This window comes from Qipengyuania flava, assembly GCF_011762005.1.
GTDB lineage: Bacteria > Pseudomonadota > Alphaproteobacteria > Sphingomonadales > Sphingomonadaceae > Qipengyuania > Qipengyuania flava.
On record NZ_JAASQU010000002.1, the window covers coordinates 658199 to 682351 of the forward strand.

At 64.3% G+C, this 24153-nt stretch carries 24 protein-coding genes and 1 tRNA gene; 12 read left to right on the forward strand and 13 right to left on the reverse strand.

Annotated features, from left to right (window positions below; genetic code table 11):
- Positions 1-134 precede the first annotated feature (134 nt).
- Positions 135-1448 (forward strand): CNNM domain-containing protein, encoded by a 1314-nt coding sequence (locus FHS69_RS09900; protein ID WP_166777539.1) that lies wholly within the window; start codon positions 135-137, stop codon positions 1446-1448.
- 248 nt (positions 1449-1696) lie between these two features.
- Here the strand turns inward: FHS69_RS09900 and FHS69_RS09905 are convergent, their stop codons facing one another.
- The 9 genes from FHS69_RS09905 to FHS69_RS09945 form a co-directional block, all read right to left on the reverse strand.
- Positions 1697-2107, reverse strand: coding sequence for a DUF3035 domain-containing protein (locus FHS69_RS09905; protein WP_067465054.1), 411 nt, complete (start codon positions 2105-2107; stop codon positions 1697-1699).
- On the reverse strand, positions 2107-2655 hold the full coding sequence (gene lspA / locus FHS69_RS09910; RefSeq protein ID WP_208380281.1) for a signal peptidase II: 549 nt from the start codon (positions 2653-2655) through the stop codon (positions 2107-2109). Before lspA ends, FHS69_RS09905 begins: the two co-directional genes overlap by 1 nt.
- Positions 2652-5480, reverse strand: a complete 2829-nt coding sequence (ileS, locus tag FHS69_RS09915; protein ID WP_166777540.1) for an isoleucine--tRNA ligase — start codon at positions 5478-5480, stop codon at positions 2652-2654. Before ileS ends, lspA begins: the two co-directional genes overlap by 4 nt.
- Before the next feature lie 70 nt (positions 5481-5550).
- Complete coding sequence (locus tag FHS69_RS09920) at positions 5551-6477, reverse strand: bifunctional riboflavin kinase/FAD synthetase (RefSeq protein ID WP_166777541.1); 927 nt, start codon at positions 6475-6477, stop codon at positions 5551-5553.
- A complete protein-coding gene (locus tag FHS69_RS09925; protein ID WP_166777542.1) occupies positions 6474-6953 on the reverse strand; it encodes a dihydrofolate reductase in 480 nt (159 codons plus the stop codon). Before FHS69_RS09925 ends, FHS69_RS09920 begins: the two co-directional genes overlap by 4 nt.
- The gene (locus tag FHS69_RS09930; protein ID WP_166777543.1) at positions 6950-8005 is read right to left on the reverse strand and encodes a 5-(carboxyamino)imidazole ribonucleotide synthase; all 1056 of its coding nucleotides are present in this window, start codon (positions 8003-8005) and stop codon (positions 6950-6952) included. Before FHS69_RS09930 ends, FHS69_RS09925 begins: the two co-directional genes overlap by 4 nt.
- Entirely contained in the window at positions 8005-8499 is a 495-nt protein-coding gene (gene purE / locus FHS69_RS09935; protein WP_166777544.1) for a 5-(carboxyamino)imidazole ribonucleotide mutase, read from the reverse strand. The genes FHS69_RS09930 and purE overlap by 1 nt, the downstream gene beginning before the upstream one ends.
- Before the next feature lies 1 nt (position 8500).
- On the reverse strand, positions 8501-9187 hold the full coding sequence (gene gpmA / locus FHS69_RS09940) for a 2,3-diphosphoglycerate-dependent phosphoglycerate mutase (RefSeq protein ID WP_166777545.1): 687 nt from the start codon (positions 9185-9187) through the stop codon (positions 8501-8503).
- Positions 9188-9263: 76 nt separating this feature from the next.
- Positions 9264-9407 carry a hypothetical protein gene (locus tag FHS69_RS09945; protein ID WP_166777546.1) on the reverse strand — a complete coding sequence of 48 codons (144 nt, stop codon included), beginning with the start codon at positions 9405-9407 and terminating at the stop codon, positions 9264-9266.
- 113 nt (positions 9408-9520) lie between these two features.
- On the opposite strand from FHS69_RS09945, the gene FHS69_RS09950 reads away from it, so the two are divergent.
- Positions 9521-9595 (forward strand) — tRNA-Thr (locus FHS69_RS09950).
- 132 nt (positions 9596-9727) lie between these two features.
- Here the strand turns inward: FHS69_RS09950 and FHS69_RS09955 are convergent.
- A complete protein-coding gene (locus FHS69_RS09955; RefSeq protein ID WP_166777547.1) occupies positions 9728-10624 on the reverse strand; it encodes an SDR family oxidoreductase in 897 nt (298 codons plus the stop codon).
- 90 nt (positions 10625-10714) lie between these two features.
- Between FHS69_RS09955 and FHS69_RS09960 the strand changes: the two genes are divergently transcribed.
- Both FHS69_RS09960 and FHS69_RS09965 read left to right on the forward strand, forming a co-directional pair.
- The gene (locus FHS69_RS09960) at positions 10715-11182 is read left to right on the forward strand and encodes a PH domain-containing protein (protein ID WP_067671978.1); all 468 of its coding nucleotides are present in this window, start codon (positions 10715-10717) and stop codon (positions 11180-11182) included.
- 2 nt (positions 11183-11184) lie between these two features.
- Positions 11185-12717: a PH domain-containing protein gene (locus FHS69_RS09965; RefSeq protein WP_341801745.1), complete on the forward strand. Its 1533-nt coding sequence runs from the start codon at positions 11185-11187 to the stop codon at positions 12715-12717.
- Here FHS69_RS09965 and FHS69_RS09970 read toward each other — a convergent pair.
- Entirely contained in the window at positions 12714-13010 is a 297-nt protein-coding gene (locus FHS69_RS09970) for a GNAT family N-acetyltransferase (RefSeq protein ID WP_166777548.1), read from the reverse strand. The two genes, FHS69_RS09965 and FHS69_RS09970, sit on opposite strands and share 4 nt — an antisense overlap.
- 54 nt (positions 13011-13064) lie before the next feature.
- Here FHS69_RS09970 and FHS69_RS09975 point away from each other — a divergent pair, with 54 nt between their 5' ends.
- The gene (locus FHS69_RS09975; RefSeq protein WP_166777549.1) at positions 13065-14060 is read left to right on the forward strand and encodes a threonine aldolase family protein; all 996 of its coding nucleotides are present in this window, start codon (positions 13065-13067) and stop codon (positions 14058-14060) included.
- Positions 14057-15001 carry a DMT family transporter gene (locus FHS69_RS09980; protein WP_166777550.1) on the forward strand — a complete coding sequence of 315 codons (945 nt, stop codon included), beginning with the start codon at positions 14057-14059 and terminating at the stop codon, positions 14999-15001. Before FHS69_RS09975 ends, FHS69_RS09980 begins: the two co-directional genes overlap by 4 nt.
- Here the strand turns inward: FHS69_RS09980 and FHS69_RS09985 are convergent.
- Both FHS69_RS09985 and FHS69_RS09990 read right to left on the reverse strand, forming a co-directional pair.
- Positions 14985-15770 carry a Rossmann-fold NAD(P)-binding domain-containing protein gene (locus FHS69_RS09985; RefSeq protein WP_166777551.1) on the reverse strand — a complete coding sequence of 262 codons (786 nt, stop codon included), beginning with the start codon at positions 15768-15770 and terminating at the stop codon, positions 14985-14987. The two genes, FHS69_RS09980 and FHS69_RS09985, sit on opposite strands and share 17 nt — an antisense overlap.
- Positions 15767-17011 carry a M48 family metallopeptidase gene (locus FHS69_RS09990; protein ID WP_166777552.1) on the reverse strand — a complete coding sequence of 415 codons (1245 nt, stop codon included), beginning with the start codon at positions 17009-17011 and terminating at the stop codon, positions 15767-15769. The genes FHS69_RS09985 and FHS69_RS09990 overlap by 4 nt, the downstream gene beginning before the upstream one ends.
- 146 nt (positions 17012-17157) lie before the next feature.
- Between FHS69_RS09990 and pepN the strand changes: the two genes are divergently transcribed.
- The 6 genes from pepN to FHS69_RS10020 all read left to right on the forward strand — a co-directional run bounded on the left by pepN (position 17158) and on the right by FHS69_RS10020 (position 24123).
- Positions 17158-19815, forward strand: a complete 2658-nt coding sequence (pepN, locus tag FHS69_RS09995) for an aminopeptidase N (protein ID WP_166777553.1) — start codon at positions 17158-17160, stop codon at positions 19813-19815.
- Positions 19816-19821: 6 nt separating this feature from the next.
- Positions 19822-20484 (forward strand): peptidoglycan editing factor PgeF, encoded by a 663-nt coding sequence (pgeF, locus tag FHS69_RS10000; protein WP_166777554.1) that lies wholly within the window; start codon positions 19822-19824, stop codon positions 20482-20484.
- 263 nt (positions 20485-20747) lie between these two features.
- Positions 20748-21320 carry a ubiquinol-cytochrome c reductase iron-sulfur subunit gene (petA, locus tag FHS69_RS10005; protein WP_166777555.1) on the forward strand — a complete coding sequence of 191 codons (573 nt, stop codon included), beginning with the start codon at positions 20748-20750 and terminating at the stop codon, positions 21318-21320.
- Between the two features lie 23 nt (positions 21321-21343).
- Positions 21344-22639, forward strand: coding sequence for a cytochrome b (locus FHS69_RS10010; RefSeq protein ID WP_067503214.1), 1296 nt, complete (start codon positions 21344-21346; stop codon positions 22637-22639).
- 19 nt (positions 22640-22658) lie between these two features.
- Positions 22659-23510: a cytochrome c1 gene (locus FHS69_RS10015; RefSeq protein ID WP_067465006.1), complete on the forward strand. Its 852-nt coding sequence runs from the start codon at positions 22659-22661 to the stop codon at positions 23508-23510.
- A gap of 82 nt (positions 23511-23592) precedes the next feature.
- Positions 23593-24123, forward strand: a complete 531-nt coding sequence (locus FHS69_RS10020) for an adenine phosphoribosyltransferase (protein ID WP_166777556.1) — start codon at positions 23593-23595, stop codon at positions 24121-24123.
- Positions 24124-24153: the final 30 nt, after the last annotated feature.

The window sequence follows — 24153 nt, forward strand, 5'->3', positions numbered from 1 at the left end:
GGCGAGTGATGGCGGACGCGCCCACCCGCGTCACAATCCATCAAACCGCCCAAGCGGCGAGCCGTTCCGCGTGGCTGGCAGATAAACAGCAGGAAACGCTGGCAGCGCCAAACATTTGTGCTAGCCGTGCGCGGGTGACACCTTTTCCATGGACCGACCTGCTGATCATCGCAGGGCTGATCGTGCTCAACGGCGTTTTCGCCATGAGCGAACTGGCCATCGTTTCTGCACGGACCGCGCGGCTGCGCTCGGCCGCGCAACAGGGCAACGGTAGCGCCCAGATCGCGTTGCAACTGGCTGCCGAGCCGGGGAAGTTCCTCTCCACCGTGCAGATCGGGATCACGCTGATCGGGATCATCGCAGGCGCCTATTCCGGAGCGAGCCTCGGCGGGCCGGTAGGGGAGCGCCTCGAGTTGCTCGGCGTTCCCGCAAGCTGGGCCGAAGAGGCCGGCTTCGCCACAGTGATTGTCGTGACGACCTATTTGAGCCTTGTCGTCGGCGAGCTGGTGCCCAAGCAGGTGGCCCTGCGCGCTGCCGCGCCCATTGCCATCGTCATGGCACGTCCGATGGCGCTGCTGGCGAAAGTGGCTGCGCCGCTGGTGTGGTTGCTCGATGCGTCCTCGGGGATCCTCATCCGCTTGCTGGGCGTGCGCCCTGCCGGCCAGAGCGCCGTCACCGCCGAAGAACTGCACATGCTGTTCGCCGAAGCCACGCGCAGCGGCGTCATCGAACACGAACAGCACCAGATGCTGCAGGGCGTTGTCCGGCTTGCCCAGCGTCCCGTGCGCGAACTGATGACCCCACGCACGGAAGTCGACTGGATCGACATCCATGCCGATGAACAGGCGGTATGTGCGGTGCTCGATGAGAGCCCGCATTCGTTGCTGCCCGTGGCCGAGGGGTCGCCCGACCGCGTGCTCGGTGTGGTCAAGGTGCGCGACATCCTCTCGCGCCTTATCGCCAAGCAACCAGTCGATATCGCCAGCCTGATGATCAAGGCGGAGGTGGTGCCCGACCAGCTAGATGCGGTCGATGCACTACGCGTGCTGCAGCAGGCCGAAGTCGCAATGGCCATGGTGCATGACGAATATGGCCACCTCGACGGGATCATAACCCCGGTCGATCTGCTCACCGCGCTGGTTGGCGATTTTGCCAGCGATCAGGATCCGGGCGACGCGCCGGGGATCGTCGAGCGTGGCGATGGCAGCCTGCTGGTGTCGGGTTCGCTATCGGCCGATGTCCTCGCCGACCGGCTGGGCATCGAATATGGCGAGGATCGCGAGTTCGGGACCGCGGCGGGCTATGCGCTGCATGTGCTGAAACGGCTGCCCAATGAGGGCGACCACTTCACCGACCAGGGCTGGCATTTCGAAGTGGTCGACATGGACGGCCGCCGGATCGACAAGCTGATCGCGAGCAGCGAAACGAGCGAAAAGGTTGGGGCCTAGTCTTTGTGTTCGCACCGACATCCGTCGGTGCGTCCTCGCTAGATGCGCAGCAAGCTGCGCCCGCTGCGGGCGGCCGATTGGCCCTGCCGTCCGCTGGTCGCGGACGGGACTTGCGCTATTCAGACATGGTGTCGATGGGAACCGAGCCGAAGGCGAGGCAAGGGCGACTGCCCGCCCACAGGGGCCCGGAGCAAAGCGAAGGAATAGCCCCGAGGATGCACCGACGGATGTCGGTGCGAAACACAAAACTAACCCGGGATCACGGCCACTGCGCTGGCACCGTCGCCTTCGGGAGCGGCAATGATGTCGCGGGTCACGCTGCCCTTGGCGACCGTGGCGGTGTCGGGATCCCCCACGGCGCTGCGGATACCGGGCGCGGCGGCGCCGGCGCGGTCGAGCACGCTGGTCTCGACGCTGCTGCGCGCCTGCGGACCGCCGAACAGCGCCTCGAGCGTCTGCGCTGCCGCGCTGCCCTCGGCCGGACGCGGCGCACCGGGCTGCGGCGGCACGAGGTTGAAATCGGGCGGAACCACCAGCGGGGCCTGCCGCTGGACGGCGAACTCGTCGGGACGATCACGGTTGAGCAGGCCGCCGCTGCCGCAGGCAGCGGTCATGGCGCCGAGACCGGCGATCAGGGCGAAACGGGTGAATTTACTCATCACTTGCTCTCCGCGGCGTCGGCCGCCTTGGTGTTCATGAGGCCATCGACCTCGTCGTCATCCTTGTCGCGCATGAAAAAGGCCCGCGCAAGGACGATGAGGACGCCGATGGTGATAGCCGCATCGGCGACGTTGAAAATCAGGAAGGGACGAAACTCGCCGAAATGAAGGTCGGCGAAATCGACGACAAAGCCGAGATCGTAGCGATCCTTGATGTTGCCCAGCGCCCCGCCGAGTATCAGCGACAGCGCGAGGATGTCGCCGAGGAGTTTCTCGCGCAACATCCAGATGGTCACCACCAGTGCAATCAGCCCGGTTACCGCCACGAGGCCCCAGCGCATTTCAGGACTGGTCGCCTCGAACATGCCCAGCGAGACACCGAAATTGCGCGTGAAACGCAGGTCGAAGATCGGCAGCAGTTCCATCGCATCGCCGATACGGTCGATGCCGAGCGTCTTGGTGACGTAATTCTTGCTCCACTGGTCGACTGCAAAGATCAGCAGCGCGACGACGCAGCCGACCAGGCGGTGGCGCAGGACGGGGCTCATGCTGCACCGTCCAGTTGTGTGACGACATCTTCGCAGCGGTCGCACAGGTTGCCATCCTCGGCGACGCTGGGCAGCAGGCGCCAGCAGCGCCCGCACTTGTTCTCGCCTGTTCGCTTGACCGTCACCCCTTCGCTATCGCTGCGGGTGACTGACGCGGTGATGAACAGTTCGGCCAGATCGGCGTCGCTGAAACCGTTGGGAACGGCGTCGGCAGGCACCGTCACATCGGCCTCGAGGCCCGAACGGATCACCTTTTCGCGGCGCAGCGGTTCGATCGCTTCCATCACGTCCTCGCGCAATTCGCGAAGCTTCGCCCAGCGCGCGCCATCGGCGCTGACGCCCGGCACCTGCGGCCATTCGAGCAGGTGGACGCTGCCGCCCTCGGGATAGCGCGTCGACCACACTTCCTCCGCCGTGAACACCAGCACCGGCGCGGCATAGCGAACGAGGGCATGGAACAGCAGGTCGAGCACGGTGCGATAGGCATTCCGTTTCACGCTGTCGGGCCCGTCGCAATAGAGCACGTCCTTGCGGATATCGAAGTAGAAGGCCGACAGATCCTCGTTGCAGAAATCGACCAGCAGACGCGTGTAGGCGTTGAAGTCGTAATTCTCCGCCGCGTGGCGCAGTTTGCCATCGAGATCGGCCAACAGCGCGAGGATGTAGACTTCGAGTTCGGGTACCTCGCCGACATCGCCCATATCGCCGACGAACCCGTCGAGCGCGCCGAGCAGATAGCGGAAGGTATTGCGCAGCTTGCGATACTGGTCGCCCGTGCCCTTGAGGATCTCGTCACCGATGCGGTGATCCTCGGTTGAATCGACGCTGAGCGCCCACAGGCGGATGATATCCGCGCCGTATTGCTCCATGACCTTGAGCGGGTCGATCGTATTGCCGAGGCTCTTGGACATCTTGCGGCCGTCGCTGGCCATGGTGAAACCATGCGTCAGCACCTGGTCGTAGGGCGCGCGGCCGCGCGTCGCGCAGCTTTCGAGCAGGCTGGACTGGAACCACCCACGATGCTGGTCGCTACCCTCCAGATAAAGGTCGGCAGGCCACTTGAGCGCCGGCCAGCGCCCGCTTTCGAGCGTGAAGGCATGCGTGCAGCCCGAATCGAACCACACGTCGAGGATGTCGGCGACCATTTCATAATCGTCGGGGTTGTACGCCTCGCCGAGGAATTCGGCCTTGCGACTCTCGTCCCAGGCATCGACGCCGTGCTCGCGCACTGCAGCAATGACGCGCGCGTTGACTTCGGGGTCCTGCAGATATTCGCCCGTGCCGTTCTTCACAAACAGCGTGATCGGCACGCCCCAGGCGCGCTGGCGCGACAGCACCCAGTCGGGGCGGCCTTCGACCATCGAGCCGATCCGGCGACGGCCCTTTTCAGGTATGAAGCGCACGCGCTCGATTTCGGACATGGCACGTTCGCGCAGCGTGCCGCCGCCGCCCAGTTCCTTGTCCATCGGCACGAACCATTGCGGCGTGCAGCGATAGATGACCTTGGCCTTCGAGCGCCACGAATGCGGGTAGGAATGCTGGTAATCGTCGCTGGCCGAAAGCAGCGCGCCCGCTTCGCGCAAATCGTTGCAGATCGGGCCTTCGGGCGAATTGAACGGCTTGTTGATCACGCTGCGGCGGCGTTCCTTGCCGTTCTCGTCCAGATCGCCCGCACCGAGCCATTCCCAGTCGTCGCGGTAGCGCCCGTCGGCCATGACCGCGAAGACCGGCTCGAGCCCGTTGGCGCGGCACAGCAGGAAGTCGTCCTCGCCATGGTCGGGCGACATATGAACGAGGCCCGTGCCGCTGTCGGTGGTGACGAAATCGCCCGGCAGAAAGGGACGCGGCCTGGCGTAGAACCCGCCGAGATGGTGCATCGGGTGGCGCGCGACGGTTCCGGCGAGGTCGGAGCCTTTGTAGATCTTGATGTTATCGGCGCCACTTTGGGCGGCACCAGTCTCATTCTCGTTAGCTCTTGTCCGAAGAGACAGTGCGTAGCAAAGGTCCTCCGCAACCAAGTAACGACGATCGCCATGGTGTACCAGGACATACTCGATCTCCGGCCCATAGGCCAAAGCCTGGTTCACCGGGATCGTCCACGGCGTCGTCGTCCAGATCACCGCATGCGCGCCGACCAGTTCCTCGATCGGGCTCTCGGTGATCTCGAACGCCACGTCGATCTGCGTCGAGGTAATATCCTCGTACTCGACCTCGGCCTCGGCCAGCGCGGTCTCCTCGACCGGGCTCCACATCACCGGCTTCGAGCCGCGATAGAGATTGCCCGCTTCGGCGAACTTCATCAGCTCGGCGACGATGGTCGCCTCGCTGTCGAATTGCATGGTGAGATAGGGATTGTCCCAGTCGCCCATGATACCGAGCCGCTTCAGCTGATCGCGCTGCACATCGACCCATTTCTGGGCATAGGCGCGGCATTCCGCGCGGAATTCAGCCGCCGGGACCGCCTTCTTGTCGAGCTTCTTCTTGCGGTACTGTTCCTCGACCTTCCATTCGATCGGCAGGCCGTGGCAGTCCCACCCGGGCACGTAGGGCGCGTCCTTGCCCATCAGGTTCTGCGTGCGGCAGACCATGTCCTTGAGCGTGTGGTTAAGCGCGTGGCCGATATGCATGTCGCCATTGGCGTAGGGCGGGCCGTCATGCAGCACGAAGGTCTCGCGCCCGGCGCGCGCCTCGCGCAGCTGCCGGTACAGCCCTTCTTCCTCCCAGCGCGCCGCAATCTTCGGCTCCTTTGCGGGGAGGCCGGCCTTCATGGGAAAATCGGTCTTGGGCAGGAAGACCGTGTCTCTGTAATCGCGCTTTTCGGACATATAGGCGAGCCGTTAGGCCAAACCCGCGCCGCAATAAAGACTTTCGTCGCACCGGTGCAGGCGCGACGCGTCAGCCCAGCAGGCGGCGCGCCTCGTCGCAGTCCTTCTCCATCTGCGCGACCAGCGCGTCGAGGCTGTCGAACTTCGCTTCACCGCGCAGGAAATGGTGGAAGGCGACTTCGATCTCCTGCCCGTAGAGATCGCCCGAAAAGTCGAAGAAATAGGGTTCGAGCAATTCCTTGGGTGGATCGAACTGCGGGCGCACGCCGATATTGGCCGCGCCCTTCAGTTCCTGCCCGGTGGCGAGCACACGGCCCGTGACCGCATAGATGCCGTATCTGGGGCGCAGGTAATGCTCGACCGGCAGGTTGGCGGTGGGATAGCCGATCTCGCGCCCGCGCTTGTCGCCGTGCTGGACCACGCCGCGGATCGCGAAGGGACGGGTGAGCAGCCGCGCAGCTTCCTGCGGGTCGCCCTCGCGCAGCGCATCGCGCACACGGCTTGAGGACACCGGGGCGCCGTCGTCCATGACGGGCGGCACAGCGCGTGCCTCGATCCCCGCGTCCTTGCCGAGCTGGACCAGCCTTTCGAAATTGCCACCGCGCGCCTTGCCGAAGGTGAAGTCCTCCCCAGTAACCACCCCGGCCACGCCCAGATGCTCGCCCAGCAGTTTCCGGACGAAATCCTCGGCCGTGGTGCCCGCCAGTTCGCCGTCGAAGTGGAACACCAGCATCGCGGTCGCGCCCGCGGCGAGATAATGCTCCTGCCGCTGTTCGAGCGTGGTCAGCCGGAAAGGCGGCGCATCGGGCTTGAAATGGCGCACCGGGTGCGGATCGAAGGTGGCGATGATCGAAGGGCGGCCCTCTTCGCGTGCCCAGGCAATGGCTTCGCCCGCCACCGCCTGGTGGCCAAGGTGGAAGCCATCGAAATTGCCCAGCGCGACGATCGCGCCGCGCAGCGATTCGGGCAGCTGCTCGCGATGGTCGAGCCACCTCATGCGGTGCGCTCCAGGGTAACGAAGCTGAAAGCGGGCGCATCGTCCCGTGCGGGGAAATCCTCGCGAGCCATGATCTGCCACTCGGGGCCCGGCGGTTTCATGAAGGTATCGCCGTCGAAATCGGCGTGAATCTCGGTCAACTCGATCCTATCGGCATGCGCCATGAAGACATCGTAGATCGCCGCGCCGCCAATCACCGCGATTTCGCTGTTGCCGGCCCGTGCAATGGCCTCCTCCACCGAATGCACCACTTCGGCCCCGGTCGAATCCCAGCGCTCACGCCGCGTCAACACGATGTGTCTGCGGCCCGGAAGCAGACCCGGCAGGCTCTCGAATGTCTTGCGACCCATGATCATCGGCTTGCCCATGGTCAGTGCCTTGAACCGCTTGAGGTCCGCGGGCAGGTGCCAGGGAAGTGCGCCATCCTTGCCGATGCAGCCGTTCGCCGCACGCGCGTAGATCAGAAACAGGTTCATCGCACCAGCCGGGTCACATGGCCCATCTTGCGGCCCTCGCGCACCTCGGCCTTGCCATAATCATGCAGATGGGTGTCGGGTGCTTGCAAATGCGCCTGCGCGCCCTTTATCGCGCTGCCGATGATATTGGTCATGGTGACCGAACGCGCGACGCAGCCAGTGTCTCCCAGCGGCAGACCGGCGACCGCGCGAATGTGGTTCTCGAACTGGCTCGTGACCGCGCCTTCGATGCTCCAGTGCCCCGAATTGTGCACGCGCGGCGCCATCTCGTTGAACACCGGTCCTTCGCGCGTGGCGAAGAATTCGAGCGTCAGCACGCCGACATATTTCAGCGCATCGGCAACCTGTCGGGCAAGGTTGCGGGCCTCATCCACCTGCGCCTCGATCGTCTCGCCCGCGGGCAGGGTGGAGGTGGCAAGGATCCCCGCTTCGTGCGCATTGCGGGTCGAATCCCAGAAGCGGATTTCGCCGTCCTGTCCGCGTACGAGAATGACCGAGAACTCGGCCTCGAACTCGACGAAGCCTTCGTAGATCAACGGGACCTCGGGCAGGTTCAGCGCCGCGGCATCGCGCGCCGAACCGATCCGCCACTGGCCCTTGCCGTCATAGCCGTCACGCCGGGTCTTGAGGATACCGGGCGCCCCGAGCCGGTCGACCGCCATTTCGAGATCGTGTATCGAATCGATCCGCGCATAGGCTGCCGGCGTGCCGCCGAGCCCTTCGACGAAGCGCTTCTCCGCCAGCCGGTCTTGCGCGGTTTCGAGCGCGCGCGGATGCGGGAAGATGCGGTCCCCGGGCATCGCCTGCGCGGTGGCGACGGGCACGTTCTCGAATTCCCAGGTCACAACGTCGCATTGTGCGGCGAAGGCGGCGAGCGCGGCCGTGTCGTCCCAGCCGTTGGCAAAGACATCGTCGCACACCTGCGCCGCCACCGTGTCGCCTTCGGGCGCGTAGGCGATGCAGCGATAGCCTAGTTGCGCTGCACTTTGCGCCATCATCCGGCCAAGCTGGCCGCCGCCCAATATGCCGATCGTGCCGCCGCGCTTCAGCATCAGTCGACCGGGCGCTCGGTGACCGCGGCGCTGCGTGCCGCGCGCCAGTCCTGCAGCCGCTGCGACAGCCCGGCGTCGTGATTGGCAAGGATAGCCGCGGCGAACAGGCCGGCATTGGTGGCGCCCGCCTTTCCGATCGCCAGAGTGCCGACTGGGACGCCCGCTGGCATCTGCACGATCGAGAGCAGGCTGTCTTCGCCCGACAGCGCGCGCGATTGTACCGGCACGCCCAATACGGGGACATGGGTCAGCGCCGCGATCATGCCGGGCAGATGCGCCGCGCCGCCGGCGCCGGCGATGATTACCTCGAACCCGGCTTCGGCCGCGCCCTTGGCGAAATCATACATCCGGTCGGGTGTGCGATGCGCGGACACGATCCGGACATCGGTGGCGACGCCGAGCTCGTCGAGCACTTCGGCGGCGCAGGTCATGGTCTCCCAGTCCGACTGGCTCCCCATGACGATCGCGACCTTGGCGTTCCCGGGGACAGTCATCTCAGCTGTCCTTCAGGTAGTAGCGTTCGCCGGTAACCTGCGTCCCGTCGAATTCGTAGATGATCGGCTGACCGGTCGGGATCTCCAACCCGGTTATCTCGTCATCGGAGATGTTCGAGAGATGCTTGACCAAGGCGCGCAGCGAATTGCCATGCGCGGAAATGATGACCGTCTCGCCTTTGCCCAGCTGCGGCAGGATGGCCTCTTCCCAATAGGGCAGCACGCGCTCGATCGTCAGTTTGAGGCTCTCGGTGCGCGGTACGTCGATCCCGGCATATCGCGGGTCGTCCGAGAGGTCGAATTCGCTGCCCTGTTCGAGCTCGGGCGGGGGAACGTCGAAGCTGCGGCGCCAGACATGCACCTGCTCGTCACCGTGCTTCTCGCGGGTTTCCTGCTTGTTGAGTCCGGTCAAGCCGCCGTAGTGGCGCTCGTTGAGGTGCCAGTCGCGCGTGACCGGGATCCACAGCCGATCGCAGGACTCGAGCGCGAGATTGAGCGTCTTGATCGCGCGTTTCTGGACGCTGGTGAACGAGACGGTGGGCAGCACGTTCTTGGCGCGCATCAACTCGCCCGCCTCGCGCGCTTCGGTTTCACCTTTTTCGGTAAGGTCGACGTCCCACCAGCCGGTGAAACGGTTGGCGAGGTTCCACTCGCTCTGACCGTGGCGGACGAGGATCAGCTTGCTCATTTTCTCTCCCGATTTCCGTGCCGACGCGGGCCGGAACAGCGCCTCGCATTCGCGAGAAAGCAGTGAGCACCGCGCGTTAGCGGGACGTGTCCGGCTTGGAAACCCCGTCTGCGTCCGATTCGCGCATTTCACGCGCCTGGCCCTTGCGCCGTCGCAGGTTCTCGCGAAGTTTCGCCGCAAGGCGTTCTTCGCGGCTCATCTTGTCGTCTTGGCTGTCCATGGCGCAAGCTTTCGCCAATTTTGCGGTTTGGCTCAAGCGAAGGTTGACTTATGCGCGGCGTCTGCCATTAGCGCGCGCCTCCACCCCAGCGGCTTTGCGCAGGGCGGAACCGTGCTGCTGTAGCTCAGTGGTAGAGCGCACCCTTGGTAAGGGTGAGGCCGGGAGTTCAATCCTCCCCAGCAGCACCATTTTCCTCTCATTTCTGGCGCGAGCGCTCGAAGCCGCCCCTTTCGGCTCTTCTCGCTCGCGCGGCCAGAAGGCGGTGGTGCTTGTCGCATGCATGGCGAAGTCCAACCTGCGGAAGCGGGTTGGCAACCTGATCACGTGCTCCGGTCGGCCTTGTCCCTGGCATTGGTGCCCTTGATCATCGCGCGCATCGCTTCCCATTGCTCGTCGCCCATGTCCTTGAGCGCGCCGTAAAAATTGCCCCCATGCGCCTGATAGCCGCCGCCATCGATCGCGATGGTCTGGCCATTGATCCATTCGGCCCCGGGGCCCATCAGAAATACCGCAAGGTTGGCGAGTTCGTGCATCTCGCCGTGGCGGCCCATCGGATTGGTTTCCTCGTGCGAATTGCCTCCGCGCCCGCCGGGGGAGAGCCGCGCGCTCATCCCGTCGGTCGGGAATAGGCCGGGAGCGATCGCATTGAAGCGTAGGCCGTACCGTCCCCATTCCACCGCGAGGCTCTGCGTCATCACGTTCAGGCCCGCCTTGCTCATCGCGCTGGGCACGACGAACGGCCCGCCGTTCCAGACCCAGGTGGTCAGGATCGAGAGGAAGCTCGCGCGCCGGCCTTCGGCAATCAGCCGCTTGCCGATATCGAGCGTGACGTAAAAGCTGCCGCGAAAGACGATATCGCTGATCGCATTGAACCCGCCGACCGACAGGTCTTCTGTGCGGCTGATGAAATTGCCTGCCGCGTTGTTGACCACGCCGGTCAGCGGCCCGCGCTGCCAGATCGCATCGACCATATCGGAGATCGCATCGGGATCGCGAATATCGCAGCCATGCCCGGTGATCGTGCCGCCATGGCGTTCAGCCAGTTCCGCGGCTGTTTCGTCGAGCCTGTTCTGCCGCCGCCCGCAAATATGTACTTCGGCACCGAGCTTGAGAAAGGCTTCCGCCATCTCGCGCCCGAGCCCCGTTCCGCCCCCGGTGACGAGAATGCGTTCGCCAGCCAGCAACCCTTCCCGAAACATCAGCCTCGAAATATCCATCTCTCTCCCTCTCCTCTGCCTGCTGGCATAGCGCAGTCGGGTGACGAAACCAGATTGAATCACCTTGCTGTATTGCCTAGCTAGAACGCTATGGATGCTGCCGACGACCTCACTCCGCTCGATCCCGCCTACAAATCGCTGATGCGCGTGCAATTGGCGATCGTCGCCGCCGTCCTGCTGGTGGCGGCATCGATCGCCGAAGTGGCGATACCCGGATGGACCGGCGCGGTCTGGATACCGGCATTGCTGGTGGCGGCCTACGCGCTGATCCGTGTTCCGCTGCGGCGCTATCACGCGCGCGGCTATGCGCTGGCAGGCGAACGCTTGCGGGTGGTTCGGGGCGTCATCTTCCGCAAGGATACGGTCGTCCCGTTTGGCCGGGTGCAGCATATCGATGTGGGGCAGGGGCCGCTCGAGCGTTTCTTTCATCTCGCCACACTCACCGTACACACCGCGGGCACACATAATGCCTCGGTGGCGCTGCCGGGGCTGAAGCATGATACGGCTGTGGCCATGCGCGAGGATATCCGTACCGCGATCCGGCGCGACACGCGGTGATCGTGCCCATCGAAGACAGCCCGCGGCGCACCGATCCGCGCAGTTTCGCAGTGCGCGCGATCTCGATGCTGGGGCAGCTTGTGCTGCCGATCCTGTTTGGCGCTTTTGCGATTCTCGATGAAGGTGATCTTGGTGATCTGGCGCTCTATTTCGTACCGCTGGTGCTGGTTGCCGTGGGTGCGAACATGGCTTTCGCCTATCTGCGCTGGCAGCGGCTGACCTATACGGTTGGCGAAGCCGACATCCGGGTGGAGAGCGGTATACTGTCGCGCGCGGCACGATCAGTGCCATACGAGCGAATCCAGGATGTAAGCCTCGAACAGAAGCCCGTTCCCCGGTTGTTCGGTCTGGTCGAGGTCAAGTTCGAAACCGGCGCGGGAGGGGGGGACGACCTCGCCCTCACCTATCTCACGCAAGGTGAAGGCGAACGTCTGCGAGAGCTGGTCCGCGCGCGCCGCGACGGAACCGTCGTGGCGAGCGACAGCACCGTTACCGTGGAAGCCGATTCGGGGCGCCTGCTGTTCGCAATGTCGCCCAAGCGCGTGGTCACCTTCGGCCTGTTCGAGTTCTCGCTTGCCGTGGTGGCTGTGGTGGCGGGCCTTGCACAGCAGTTCGATTTCCTACTGCCATTCGAAGTGTGGGACTGGCGCGCCTGGCGCGAGCAGCTGGCCGCACCGGGTCAGTGGCTCGCGGGACTGGGCTTTCTCGCACAGGTGCTTGGAGTGGTCGTGGCGATTGGATCGCTTGCGCTGGTCGGCGTCGCGACCGGCGTCATTCGCACGGTTTTGCGTGAATGGAATTTCCGGCTCGAACGCACAGACAAGGGCTTGCGTCGGCGACGCGGGCTGTTGACGCGCACCGATCTGGTCATGCCGGTCCATCGCGTGCAGGCGCTAAGGCTGCGCACGGGTTTCCTGCGGCGCCTGTTCGGCTGGCACGCGCTCAAGGTCGTCAGCCTCGCCAGCGACAGCGGCTCGGCCAATCACGAGGCGGTTCCTTTCGCCCAGATGGACGAGATCGCGCCGGTCGTTGCGGAAACCGGCTTTGCCCTGCCGGCGACCGATCTCGACTGGGATCGCGCCATGCCCGCCTATCGGGTCGACGGGTTCCTGCTCGGCTTTGCGGTTACGCTCTTGATTTCGGCTATCGCATTGGCCTTTGGTCGCTGGGAGCTCGCGCTCATTCCCCCCATTCTCGGTGGGGGCTGGATGGCGCTGCATGAATATCTCGACTGGCGATGGAGCCGCTACGCGCTTGATCGTGACCAGCTTTACGCCCGCCGGGGGTGGCTCGCGCCCAGCCTGACGATCAGCAGCCGGCACAAGCTGCAATCGGCCGAAATCATCCGCAACCCGCTCGCGCGCTTACGCGGCTATGCCGACCTCCATTTCGGGCTCGCAGGCGGAAATTTCCGGATGCGGGGACTTCCACTGGCGCGCGCTCAAGCCATTCGCGATGCCGTGCTCGCCAGCATGGGCGAGAGAGACTTTTCCGAAGTTGTCGAAACGAGCGGGTCGCGGCCGGAGGCGCACTAAGCGCGCAGATCCGCCCATTCGGGGTGGCGATCGAATTGTGCTGCGACGTAGGAACAGCTCGGAATGATCGTGAAATTCTCGCTGCGCGCATCTGCTATCAACGCCGCGACCAGCTTGGCTGCGACACCCTGACCGCGCATGCGGGCGGGGACCAGCGTGTGTTCCGCATCGCGGGCTCCGCCGCGCAATACCCAGGTGAGCTTGCCTGCCTCTGCTCCTTCGGCGTCGCGCGCGCGATATTCGCCTTGCTCGCCACCACCGACGCGTTCGATTTCGATCTTCGCCGTTTCCATCGTCGAACCTTTCCTTCCTGTGCAAGCAATGCCCGGGTGGTTATGGGCGTTCCGATGCTTTTCCTCTCCGACAATGCCGCCTCGGTCCACCCCGCCGTCTGGGATGCACTGCAGTCTGCCGACGCACCCGATTCGCCCTATGACGGGGATGCGGCGAGCGCCGCGCTCGACGAACGTTTCTCCGATCTTTTCGGGCGCCCCTGCGCGGTTTTGTGGGTGGCAACGGGCACCGCTGCCAACTGTCTTGCACTGGCCAGCATGGTGCAGCCTCACGGCGCGGTGGTGTGCCACGAAGAGGCCCATATCGAGATGGACGAGGGCGGGGCGCCCGGTTTCTATCTGCACGGGGCCAAGTTGATCCTGGCACAGGGCGAGGGGGCCAAGCTGTCGCCCGATGCCATTCGCGCGGCCATCGACCCCATTCGCGACGACGTCCACCAAGTCCAGCCGCATGCGGTTTCGATCACCCAGGCGTCCGAATATGGCTGCTGTTATCGGCCTGAGGAAATCGCTGCGATCGCCTCGCTCGCCCGCCAGCGCGGTCTGGCGCTGCATGTCGACGGGGCACGCTTCGCCAATGCGGTCGCCTTTCTCGGCTGCACGCCTGGCGATGCCGTCGGCCCCGCCGATGCGTTAAGTTTCGGCTTCATCAAAAACGGGGGGATGAGCGCGGAGGCGATCGTCTTCTTCGACCCCGCGCTGGCCGATGTCGCGCGCTACCGGCGCAAGCGCGCAGGCCATCTGCAATCCAAGGGGCGGTTCCTGGCCGCGCAGCTGCACGCGATGATCGAAGATGATGTCTGGCTGGACAATGCACGCCATGCGAATGCCGCGGCGCAGGAAATTGCGGGGGCCTGTGGCGAGCGGTTGATGCACCCGGTCGAGGCGAACGAGCTGTTCGTGCGCTGCACGGCGGCCGAACGGGATACGCTGCGCGCCCGGGGGTTCGGTTTTTACGACTGGGGCGCTGACGCTGCGCGGTTCGTGACCGCGTGGAACACGCGCGACGAGGATGCGCGGGCGCTTGCACGGGCAGTCGCAGCGCTATGAACCCGCCAAGCGAGGCGGAAAGCCTCTTCACCCCGCGCAACTTCGCCGCCTTCCTGCTGGTCAGCCTGATCTGGGGCGGGACCTGGCTGGTGATCCGCGACCAGATCGCGAGCGTGCCGGCCAGCTGGTCGATCTCCTATCGCTTCGTCATCGCCGCGATAGGCATGTTCGCGCTTGCCGCGCTGCGCCGCGAACCACTGTTGCTCGCGCCCGGTGGGCTGCGCTGGGCCATGTTGCTGGGGCTGTTCCAGTTCACGCTCAACTTCGCCTTCGTCTACAATGCCGAAAGCTACATCACGTCGGGGCTCGTCGCAGTGATGTTCGCCTTGCTGGTCGTTCCCAATGCAGTGCTCGGACGCATCTTCCTGCGGCAGCCGATCACCGGTGCCTTCGTCCTCGGTTCGGCCATTGCGGCGATCGGGGTGGCGCTGCTGTTCGCGCATGAGTGGCGCTCGTCGCCCGCCACGCTGGAAGAGGTGCTGCTCGGAGCGGCGTTGACGGTGGGCGGCATCCTGTCGGCCAGCGCTGCCAATATCACGCAGGCAATGGACGGTGCCAAGCGGCAGCCGTTCCTAGCGCTGCTGGCTTGGTCGATGGCGATCGGCGTGGCGATCAATTCCGCCTTTGCGCTGGCGACCGCGGGCGCGCCGCAATACGATCCGAGGCCATCCTATGCCTTGGGTATCCTCTATCTCGGGCTGGCCGGATCGGTGGTGACATTTCCGCTCTATTACGGGCTGGTGCGCAAGGTCGGGGCGGGGAAGGCGGCATACAGTTCGGTCATCGTGCCGGTCGTGGCGATGGTGCTCTCGACGCTATTCGAAGGCTTCGTCTGGGGACCGCTGCCGATTGCCGGCGCAGCCGTGACGTTGGTCGGGATGGTGGTAGCCATGCGCGGTCGGGCGACCGCGCCGCCACGCCGCGCTACGCCCGAACCCTGAGCGCGGCGAGCCCTTCGCGATAGGTCGGATAACGCGGCTCCCAGCCGAGCATGCGCTTGGCCTTGCCATTCGCGACACGGCGGTTCTCGGCGTAGAAGCCGCGCGCCATGCGCGAGAGACCGGCTTCGTCGATTGATTGCAGCGGCGGCGCGGGACGGCCAAGCAGGCGGCAAGCCTCCTCGATCACGCTGTTCTGGCTGCTGGGCAAATCGTCGGCGAGATTGTAGGCGCCCGGCGCAGCATCGCATTCGATCGCGGCCACCACGCCTACGGCGATATCGGAAACGTGCACGCGGCTGAACACCTGTCCGGAAAGATCGATGCGGTGCGCCTTGCCCTGCTCGATACGCTCGAACGCGCTGCGTCCCGGCCCGTAAATCCCCGGCAGGCGGAATACGCGTCCCCCGGCATCGAGCCAGCGCGAATCGCACGCGGCCCGTGCGCTCCGCCGCCCGCCGCCAGTGGGCGAAGCCTCGTCGACCCAGGCGCCTTGCGTATCTCCATAGACCCCCGTCGAGGAAAGATAACCAAGCCATTTGTCCTGCAGGGTCGCGCCATAGCGGTCGAGCACGGGATCGCTGTCCTCGGCCGGCGGAACACTGCTCAGCACATGCGTCGCGGCTTGCGCGGCCTTTGCAACCGCCGCATCGTCATCGAACGACAGATTGCCGGCGCTGCCTGTCGCATCGATCCGCCAACCTGCGGCACGCAGCGTGTCGGCAATGCGGTTCGCCGTGTAGCCAAGGCCGAAGATCAGCAGTCGGTTCATTCGCTTTCCAAATAACCTTCATCGGGCACGACCATCTGCGGATCGGCGAGATTGTCCGCCTTCCACTGCATCGCCATGCGCACGCGCGTCGCGCCGCTCGGATGGTCGAAGAACAACATCTCTTCAAGCGCGCCGGGTTCGATCTTGCGATACTCGGACAGGCGCATCGCCACCTTAGCGAAACCGTCGGGTTCGCGCGCGGCGTCGAGACCGAAGGCATCGGCTTCGCTTTCGGCCCAGCGGATCAGCGAATTCTGCGCGGGGGTCATTGCCAGCATCCACAGGCCCACACAGATCGCGAGCACCGGCAGCGAGGCCGGATCGCCCACCTCGCGCACCCCCCACCGTTCGCCGAACCGGCGGATAAAGACGGGAGCCACCCGGCTGGTCACGAACAGGCCGAGCGCGAACAGGCCCAACATGATGCCGACGATCCACCAGATGTGGTTGAGCTTGTAGTGCCCCATCTCGTGCCCCATCACCGCGAGGATTTCGTCTTCCCCGGTCCGTTCGAGCAGATTGTCATTGAGCGAGATGCGGATCGTCGGGCCGAGACCGGAGACATTGGCCGAAATGCGCTTGTTCTGCTTCGACTGGTCGAACACGTAAATGTGCTCGGCGGGTATGTCGTGCCTGGCGGCGACTGCCTCGATCCGATCGCGCAGCGGGCCGGCCTCGAGTTCGGTATATTCGTTGAACAGCGGTGCGATGAAGACCGGCCCCAGCACCATGCCGACCAGCATGAACAGGCCGATCACGCCCGTCCCCCACAGCCACCAGCTGCGCGGCGCGCGGCGAATGACAGCGTAGATCGCGGCTACGACGAGAGGCACGAGCACCAGCGCCATGGCGAGGCCGATCGCCTGTTCACCCGCCCAGGCGCCGAAATCCTGATCGAGCAAATCGTAGCGTTTCTCGCGCAGGTAACCGGTGTAGATCGTCCATGGCAGCGTCACGATCGATCCGATCAGCGTATAGGCGAAGGCAGTGATCGCGGTGACGATCCATGCGCGCTTGCCCATCCGCTCTGCGAACCCCCGGATGGCGCTCGCGATGCGGAAGCGCAGCAGCAGCCAGTCGACCAGAACGCCAACCAGCGTACCCCAGAGCAGCAGCCAGTACCCTCCCTCGAAATACGCATCCGACTTGGCGCGCGCAGGGCCCTGGAGCGTATCGAGATAGGCCCGCGTCGCCGTTTCGACATCGAAGGCCCCCGTGGCGGCAACCAGCAGTTCCAGCATATCTGTCCTCCCTGGCGGACTGGCTGCGCTACCGGCGTTGCACTGTCAATCGAGGCGCGGCTGCGGCCCGACGAGTGAACGCAAGCTCTCGACGGGCGTTGCAAGGGATGACACAGCAATCCCGAACCGTATTCGACAGGACCTTCATGGATATCGCGCGCACCCCCGCAACGCCCGACGGCAATCCCGAAATGGCCGATGCGGCCTACGAACCCAAAGCTCCGCCCGAGATCCGGCGCAGCGATTACGCCCCGTTTCCTTGGCTGGTCCCGACCATAAGGCTCGAATTCGAACTCGGTCTCGAACGCACGCGCGTTACTGCCCGGCTCGATGTCGAACGCAATCCCGTGGCGGCCGTTTCGCCCACCATCCGGCTCAATGGCGATGGCCTCGAACTTGTCTCACTGACGTGCGACGGCGGCGAACCGGAAGGCCGGATGATGGATGGCGACGACCTGCTCGTCACGCTCAGTGGGGACCGCCATGTTCTCGAGATCGTGACCGAGATCGACCCATCGGCCAATTCGCAGTTGATGGGCCTCTACGCGTCGGGCGGGATGCTGTGCACGCAATGCGAGGCAGAAGGTTTCCGCCGGATCACCTTCTTCCCCGATAGGCCCGACGTGCTGAGCACCTACAGCGTCCGCATGAGCGGTGCGAAAGCGCAGTTCCCCGTTCTGCTTTGCAATGGCAATCGCGTGGATAGCGGGGAAAGCGCCGATGGCGGGGACCATTGGGCCGAATGGCACGATCCCTGGCCCAAGCCATCCTATCTCTTTGCGCTGGTCGCAGGCGATCTCGTGGCGCGCAGCGACAGCTTCACCACCATGGGGGGGCGCGACGTCGAATTGAACGTCTATGTGCGCGATGGCGATCTCGACCGGACCGAACATGCAATGGAGAGCCTGAAGCGCTCGATGAAGTGGGACGAAGAGGTCTTCGGCCGTGAATACGATCTCGACCTGTTCAACATCGTTGCCGTCTCCGATTTCAACATGGGGGCGATGGAGAACAAGGGCCTCAACATCTTCAACACCAAATACGTGCTGGCCGACACCGAAACCGCGACCGACGGCGACTACGACGGCATCGAGGGGGTGATCGGCCACGAGTATTTCCATAACTGGTCGGGCAATCGGGTAACCTGCCGCGACTGGTTCCAGCTGAGCCTCAAGGAAGGCTTCACGGTGCTGCGCGACCAGCTGTTCAGCGCTGACATGGGTAGCGAGCCGGTCAAGCGGATCGAGGATGTTCGCATCCTGCGCGGCGTGCAGTTTCCCGAGGATTCGGGACCGTTGGCACATCCAATCCGCCCCGATTCCTACCGCGAAATCAGCAATTTCTACACTGCGACGGTCTACAACAAGGGCGCCGAGGTGATCCGCATGATGCGCACCATGACGGGCGAAGAGGCCTTCCGCCGCGGGACCGATCTTTATTTCAAGCGTCACGATGGCGAAGCCGCCACCTGCGAGGACTTTGTCCGCGCAATGGAAGACGGCACGGGGCTCGATCTGGAGCAGTTCCGTTTGTGGTACTCGCAGGCGGGCACCCCAAAGGTTGCGGCCACTCTTTCGCATGATGGAGATGTCGCGACGCTCAAGCTGACCCAGACGGTGCCGCCGACGCCGGGCCAGCCCGACAAGAAACCCATGCCGATACCGTTCCGCGTCGCCCTGTTCGACCGAAAGGCCGGGACGCATTCCGGCGAACAGCTATTGGTCCTCGATCGCGCCAGCGCCGAATTCACCTTCGAAGGTTTTGCGCACAAACCGGTGCTCTCGATCAACCGTGGCTTTTCCGCGCCGGTGTCTATCGATCGTGATGTTTCGCGGGAGGAACTCGTCTTCCTTGCGGCGCGCGACGACGATCCCTTCGCCCGTTACGAGGCCATGCAGGAACTGATGACCGGCTATCTGGTCGGCAGCGTTTCGGGGGATCTTGACGAAAGCGAGAGCGAAGCCGCGCGCGGCGATATTGCCGAAGCGTTGAAGGCGGTGGTCGAGGATGATCAGCTCGACGATCTGATGCGCGGCGAACTGCTGATGATGCCCAGCCAGTCCTACATCGGCGAACAAATGCTGGTTGCCGATCCGGGTGCGATCCATGCGGCGCGCGAAGCGCTGAAAGCCGATCTCGGCACACGCCTCGGCGTAGCGTTGCATCGCCTCTATGAGCGCGCTGCCCAGGTGCCGTTCTCGCTCGATGCGGAAGCGAAGGGTGCGCGCAAGATCAAGACGTTGGCGTTGTCCTACGCTGCCGCCAGCGACCCCGCCAAGGCCGCCGAACTGGCTGCTTCGCAATATGATCGGGCGGACAACATGACCGATCGCCAAGGGGCGTTGATGGTCCTCGCCGGGCTCGACAGCGCGGAGCGCACCGGCCGCTTGCTCGACTTTTACAACCGCTATCGGGGGAATGCGCTCGTCATCGACAAGTGGTTCGCCCTGCAGGCTAGTTCGCTGCATCCGCAGGTCGTGGCGCATGTCGAAGCGCTACGGAGCCATCCGGACTTCAACCTGCGCAACCCCAATCGCGTTCGCTCGCTCTACATGGCCTTCGCCGCCAACCCGGCTGGGTTTCACGCGGCGGACGGCGCGGGCTATCGCATGATCGCCGACCTGATTCTCGAACTCGACCCGATCAATGCGCAGACCGCGGCGCGCTTCGTGCCCTCGCTCGGACGCTGGCGGCGGATCGAAGAGAAGCGCGCGGCGATGATGCGGGATGCGCTTGAACGCATCGCGCGGGCGTCCAAGCTGTCGCGTGACACATTCGAACAAGTTACCCGCTCGCTGGGCTGATCGAGCATGCGCGATATCCTGCGGTCACGAGCGCTGGAAGACATCCCGCACGGTTTCTCGACCCGCGACGGCCTCGAGGCCGAAGATATTCTCGCAAACAGCGTTCTGGTGCGCGTGACTCAGGTCCATTCTGCGCATGCAGTCGTTGCGGAGGCGGCGTGGGACATTCCCCCCGAAGCCGACGCGATCGTCACCGCTACCGGAGGGCTGGCGCTCGCGATCGTAACGGCCGATTGCGCCCCTGTGCTGCTGTCCGATAACGCAGCGGGGGTGGTCGCAGCCGCGCACGCCGGATGGCGCGGGGCCGTCGAGGGCGTACTCGAGAATACCGTCGACGCAATGTGCCGGCTAGGGGCGCAACCGGCATCGATCAGTGCGGCCATCGGGCCGACGATTGCGCAATCCAGCTACGAGGTCGACAGCCAGTTCCGGACCCGACTTGCGGAGGCCGATCACCGGTTTTTCGCGTCCGGTCGTGCGGGGCATTGGCAGTTCGATCTGCCCGGCTATGTCGCCGAGCGCTTGCGCTCAGCCGGCGTCGGCCGGATCGACGACCTGTCCGAAGATACCTACACGCAAACCGACCGCTTCTATTCCTTTCGCCGAGCGACCCATCTTGGCGAGGATACGGGCGGCCGCCAGATCAGCATGATCGCCTTGCCGCGCTGAACCCGGTCCGTTGCGCCGGTGTTGCGAATGCACGCCATCGTGCGAGATTGCATGCGGCTGCACGAAGCTTGCCAAAATCGCGGTTGGCAACCTGTCGCGGACCGGCTAGAGGCGCCACCAAACCGGGCCAGCCGGGGGCATCCGCGCATGTGCAGTCCATATGTGTGCACCGTCTTTCCAGCACCGTCCGGTCCATGGATTCGCATCATGCGTTCTCGCCCTCGGGCAAGGCGCAGTTACAAGGCAGGCAAGGCTAAGCGCTGATGGCAGACACCGCTGCAACCGCAACTCCCGAAACGGCAGGCGAGACCGGAGACGGTATCCGTCGTCGCGACTTCCTCGACATCGCTGCAGTCAGTGCCGCCGGTATCGGTGGTCTCGCAGTGGTCTATCCGCTGGTCAGCCAGATGGCGCCTTCGAAGGATGTCCTTGCTGCAAGCACGACCGAAGTCGATGTTTCCGCGGTCGAACCCGGGCAGGCGATCAAGGCGGTCTTCCGCAAGCAACCGCTGTTCATCCGTCGGTTGACCCCCGCCGAAATCGCCGAAGCCAATGCCGTGAACGCGGGTACGCTCCGCGACCCGCAGACGCTGGCCGAGCGCACCAAGGAGGGCCACGAGGACATGCTCGTGACCATGGGTGTGTGCACCCACCTCGGCTGCGTTCCGCTCGGTGCCGCCGAAGGCGAAGTGAAGGGCGAATTCGGCGGCTATTTCTGCCCCTGCCACGGTTCGCACTACGATACCGCCGGCCGCATCCGCAAGGGTCCGGCGCCGACCAATCTCGAAGTGCCCGAATACGCATTCACTTCGGACACCGTCATTCAGGTCGGCTGAGCTTAGAGAGAAGAGACGATACGATGAGCTTTCCCTGGGCCAAGGAATACACCCCAAGCAATCCGGTGATGCAGTTTCTCGATGAGAAGCTGCCGCTGCCGCGCCTCGTCTACAATGCCGTGGGCGCGGGCTATCCGGTGCCGCGCAATCTGTCCTACTTCTGGAATTTCGGCGTGCTTGCCGGTTTCTTCCTCGTGGTACAGATCGTTACCGGCGTGGTTCTGGCGATGCACTATGCCGCCAACGCGCAGGTTGCCTTCGCCACGACCGAGCACATCATGCGCGACGTCAATTGGGGCTGGCTGATGCGCTATGCACACGCCAACGGCGCCAGCTTCTTCTTCATCGTCGTTTACCTGCATATTTTCCGCGGCCTGTTCTACAGTTCGTACAAGGCCCCGCGTGAGATGATCTGGCTGCTTGGCGTCGTCATCTTCCTGCTGATGATGGCCACGGCCTTCATGGGGTACGTGCTTCCCTGGGGCCAGATGAGCTTCTGGGGTGCCAAGGTGATCACCGGACTGTTCGGCGCGATCCCACTGGTCGGCGAGCCGATCCAGATCTGGCTGCTCGGCGGTTTCGCTCCCGACAATGCCGCGCTGAACCGCTTCTTCTCGCTGCACTTCCTCCTGCCCTTCGTGATCGCGGGGGTCGTCATCCTCCACATCTGGGCTCTGCACATTCCCGGTTCGTCCAACCCGACCGGTGTCGAAGTGAAGCAGGAAAGCGACACGCTTCCGTTCCACCCCTATTACACGGCGAAGGACGGCTTCGGGCTCGGCATCGCGCTGATCCTGTTCTTCTCGATGGTGTTCTTCCTGCCCAACGCACTGGGCCACCCGGACAACTACATCGAGGCCAACCCGCTCTCGACCCCGGCGCACATCGTGCCCGAGTGGTACTTCTGGCCGTTCTACGCGATTCTGCGTGCCTTCACCGTCGACTTCCTGTTCTTCCCGGCGAAGCTGCTCGGCGTGATCGCGATGTTCGGTTCGATCCTGGTGTGGTTCTTCCTGCCCTGGCTCGACAAGTCGCCGGTGCGCAGCGGTCACTACCGCCCGCTGTTCCGCAAGTTCTTCTGGTTCGGGCTGATCCCCGCCATGGTGATCCTGTTCATCTGTGGTGGCGCTCCGGCTGAAGAACCCTACGTGATGCTCAGCCAGCTCGCGACGGCGTACTACTTCCTCCACTTCCTCGTGATCCTCCCGATCGTGAGCCAGATCGAGAAGCCGGCCCCGCTGCCCTATTCGATCACCGAGGCCGTCCTCGGTTCGGACAAGAAGGCAGTGCTCGGCGAAAACGCCACGCCGGCCGTCTAAGCGAGAAACGAGACAAGACATGACCAAGCTTCTCAGCATCCGCCTCGTCGCCATTCTCGTCGGGCTCGGCTTCGCCTTCATCGCGCTCTATTCGTTCGTGCTCGGCGCCTATGCCGCGATGACCGAAGAGCCTGCCGGTCACCTGCCTTACGAAGAGCCGCGCGATATCGCGTTCTCCTTTGACGGCCCGTTCGGCAAGTGGGACATCCAGCAGCTCCAGCGCGGCTTCAAGGTCTACGACGAAGTCTGCGCGGCCTGTCACAGCCTGAAGTACGTGGCCTTCCGCGACCTCGAGCAGATCGGTTACGACGAGGGTCAGGTCAAAGCCTTCGCTGCTTCGAAGCAGGTTCCGGGGATCGACCCGAACACGGGCGAAGCGACCACTCGCCCGGGCCTGCCGACCGACTATTTTCCGTCGCCCTATCCCAACAATGTTGCTGCCGCCGCAGCGAACAACAATGCGATTCCTCCCGACCTTTCGCTGATGACGAAGGCGCGCGGCGACGGCACCAATTATGTTGCATCGCTTCTGGCCGGCTATGCCGAACCGACGGCAGAACTGCTTGAACATCATCCCGAAGCGGCGCCGGGACCGGGGCTCTATCACAACCCCTATTTCCCGAACCTCAACCTCGCGATGGCGCCCCCGCTGACGACTGCCGGTCAGGTGACCTATGACGATGGCACCGAAGCGACGGTCGAACAGATGTCGGAAGACGTTGCAGCTTTCCTTACCTGGACTGCCGAACCGCGGCTGGTGGAACGCAAGCAGACCGGCTGGCCGGTGCTGATCTTCCTGCTCTTCGCAACGGTGCTCGCCTATCTGTCCAAGAAGCAGATCTGGGCGGCAGTTAAGCCCAAGAAGCACTGATCGATCGCGGTTTCGAACCGAATTTTCGCGCCCCTCGCATCCTGCCGATGCGGGGGGCGCTTTGTTTCCCGGGAGAGTGCGCATGAGCCCCGATGACCTCAAGGATCTCGTCCGAACCATTCCCGACTTTCCGAAGGCCGGGATCCAGTTTCGCGATATCACCACGCTGCTGGGACATGGGGACGGTTTCGCGGCCAGTGTCGAATGGCTCGCGCAAGCGGTAGAAGGCGCCGAGGCGATCGCGGGCATGGAGGCCCGCGGGTTCATTTTCGGGGCCGCAGTGGCTGCGCGCTTGCGGTTGCCCTTCCTGCCGATCCGCAAGCCGGGCAAACTGCCCTGCGCCGTGATCGGGGTCGACTACGAACTCGAATATGGGCTCGACCGCCTCGAGATGGATCCGCTTGCGGTTGCAGAGGACCAGAAGGTGGCCATCGTCGACGACCTTCTCGCCACGGGTGGTACCGCGCTTGCGGCAACCGAACTGCTGCGCAAGGCGGGCGCAAGGGTGGAGGATGCAGCCTTCGTCATCGACCTCCCCGACCTTGGCGGCAGCGGCAAGCTCGCTCGTCAAGAGGTTGCGGTGCACACGCTCATGGGCTTCGAAGGCGAATAAGCAAATCACCCAAGGGTGGATAAATTCCCC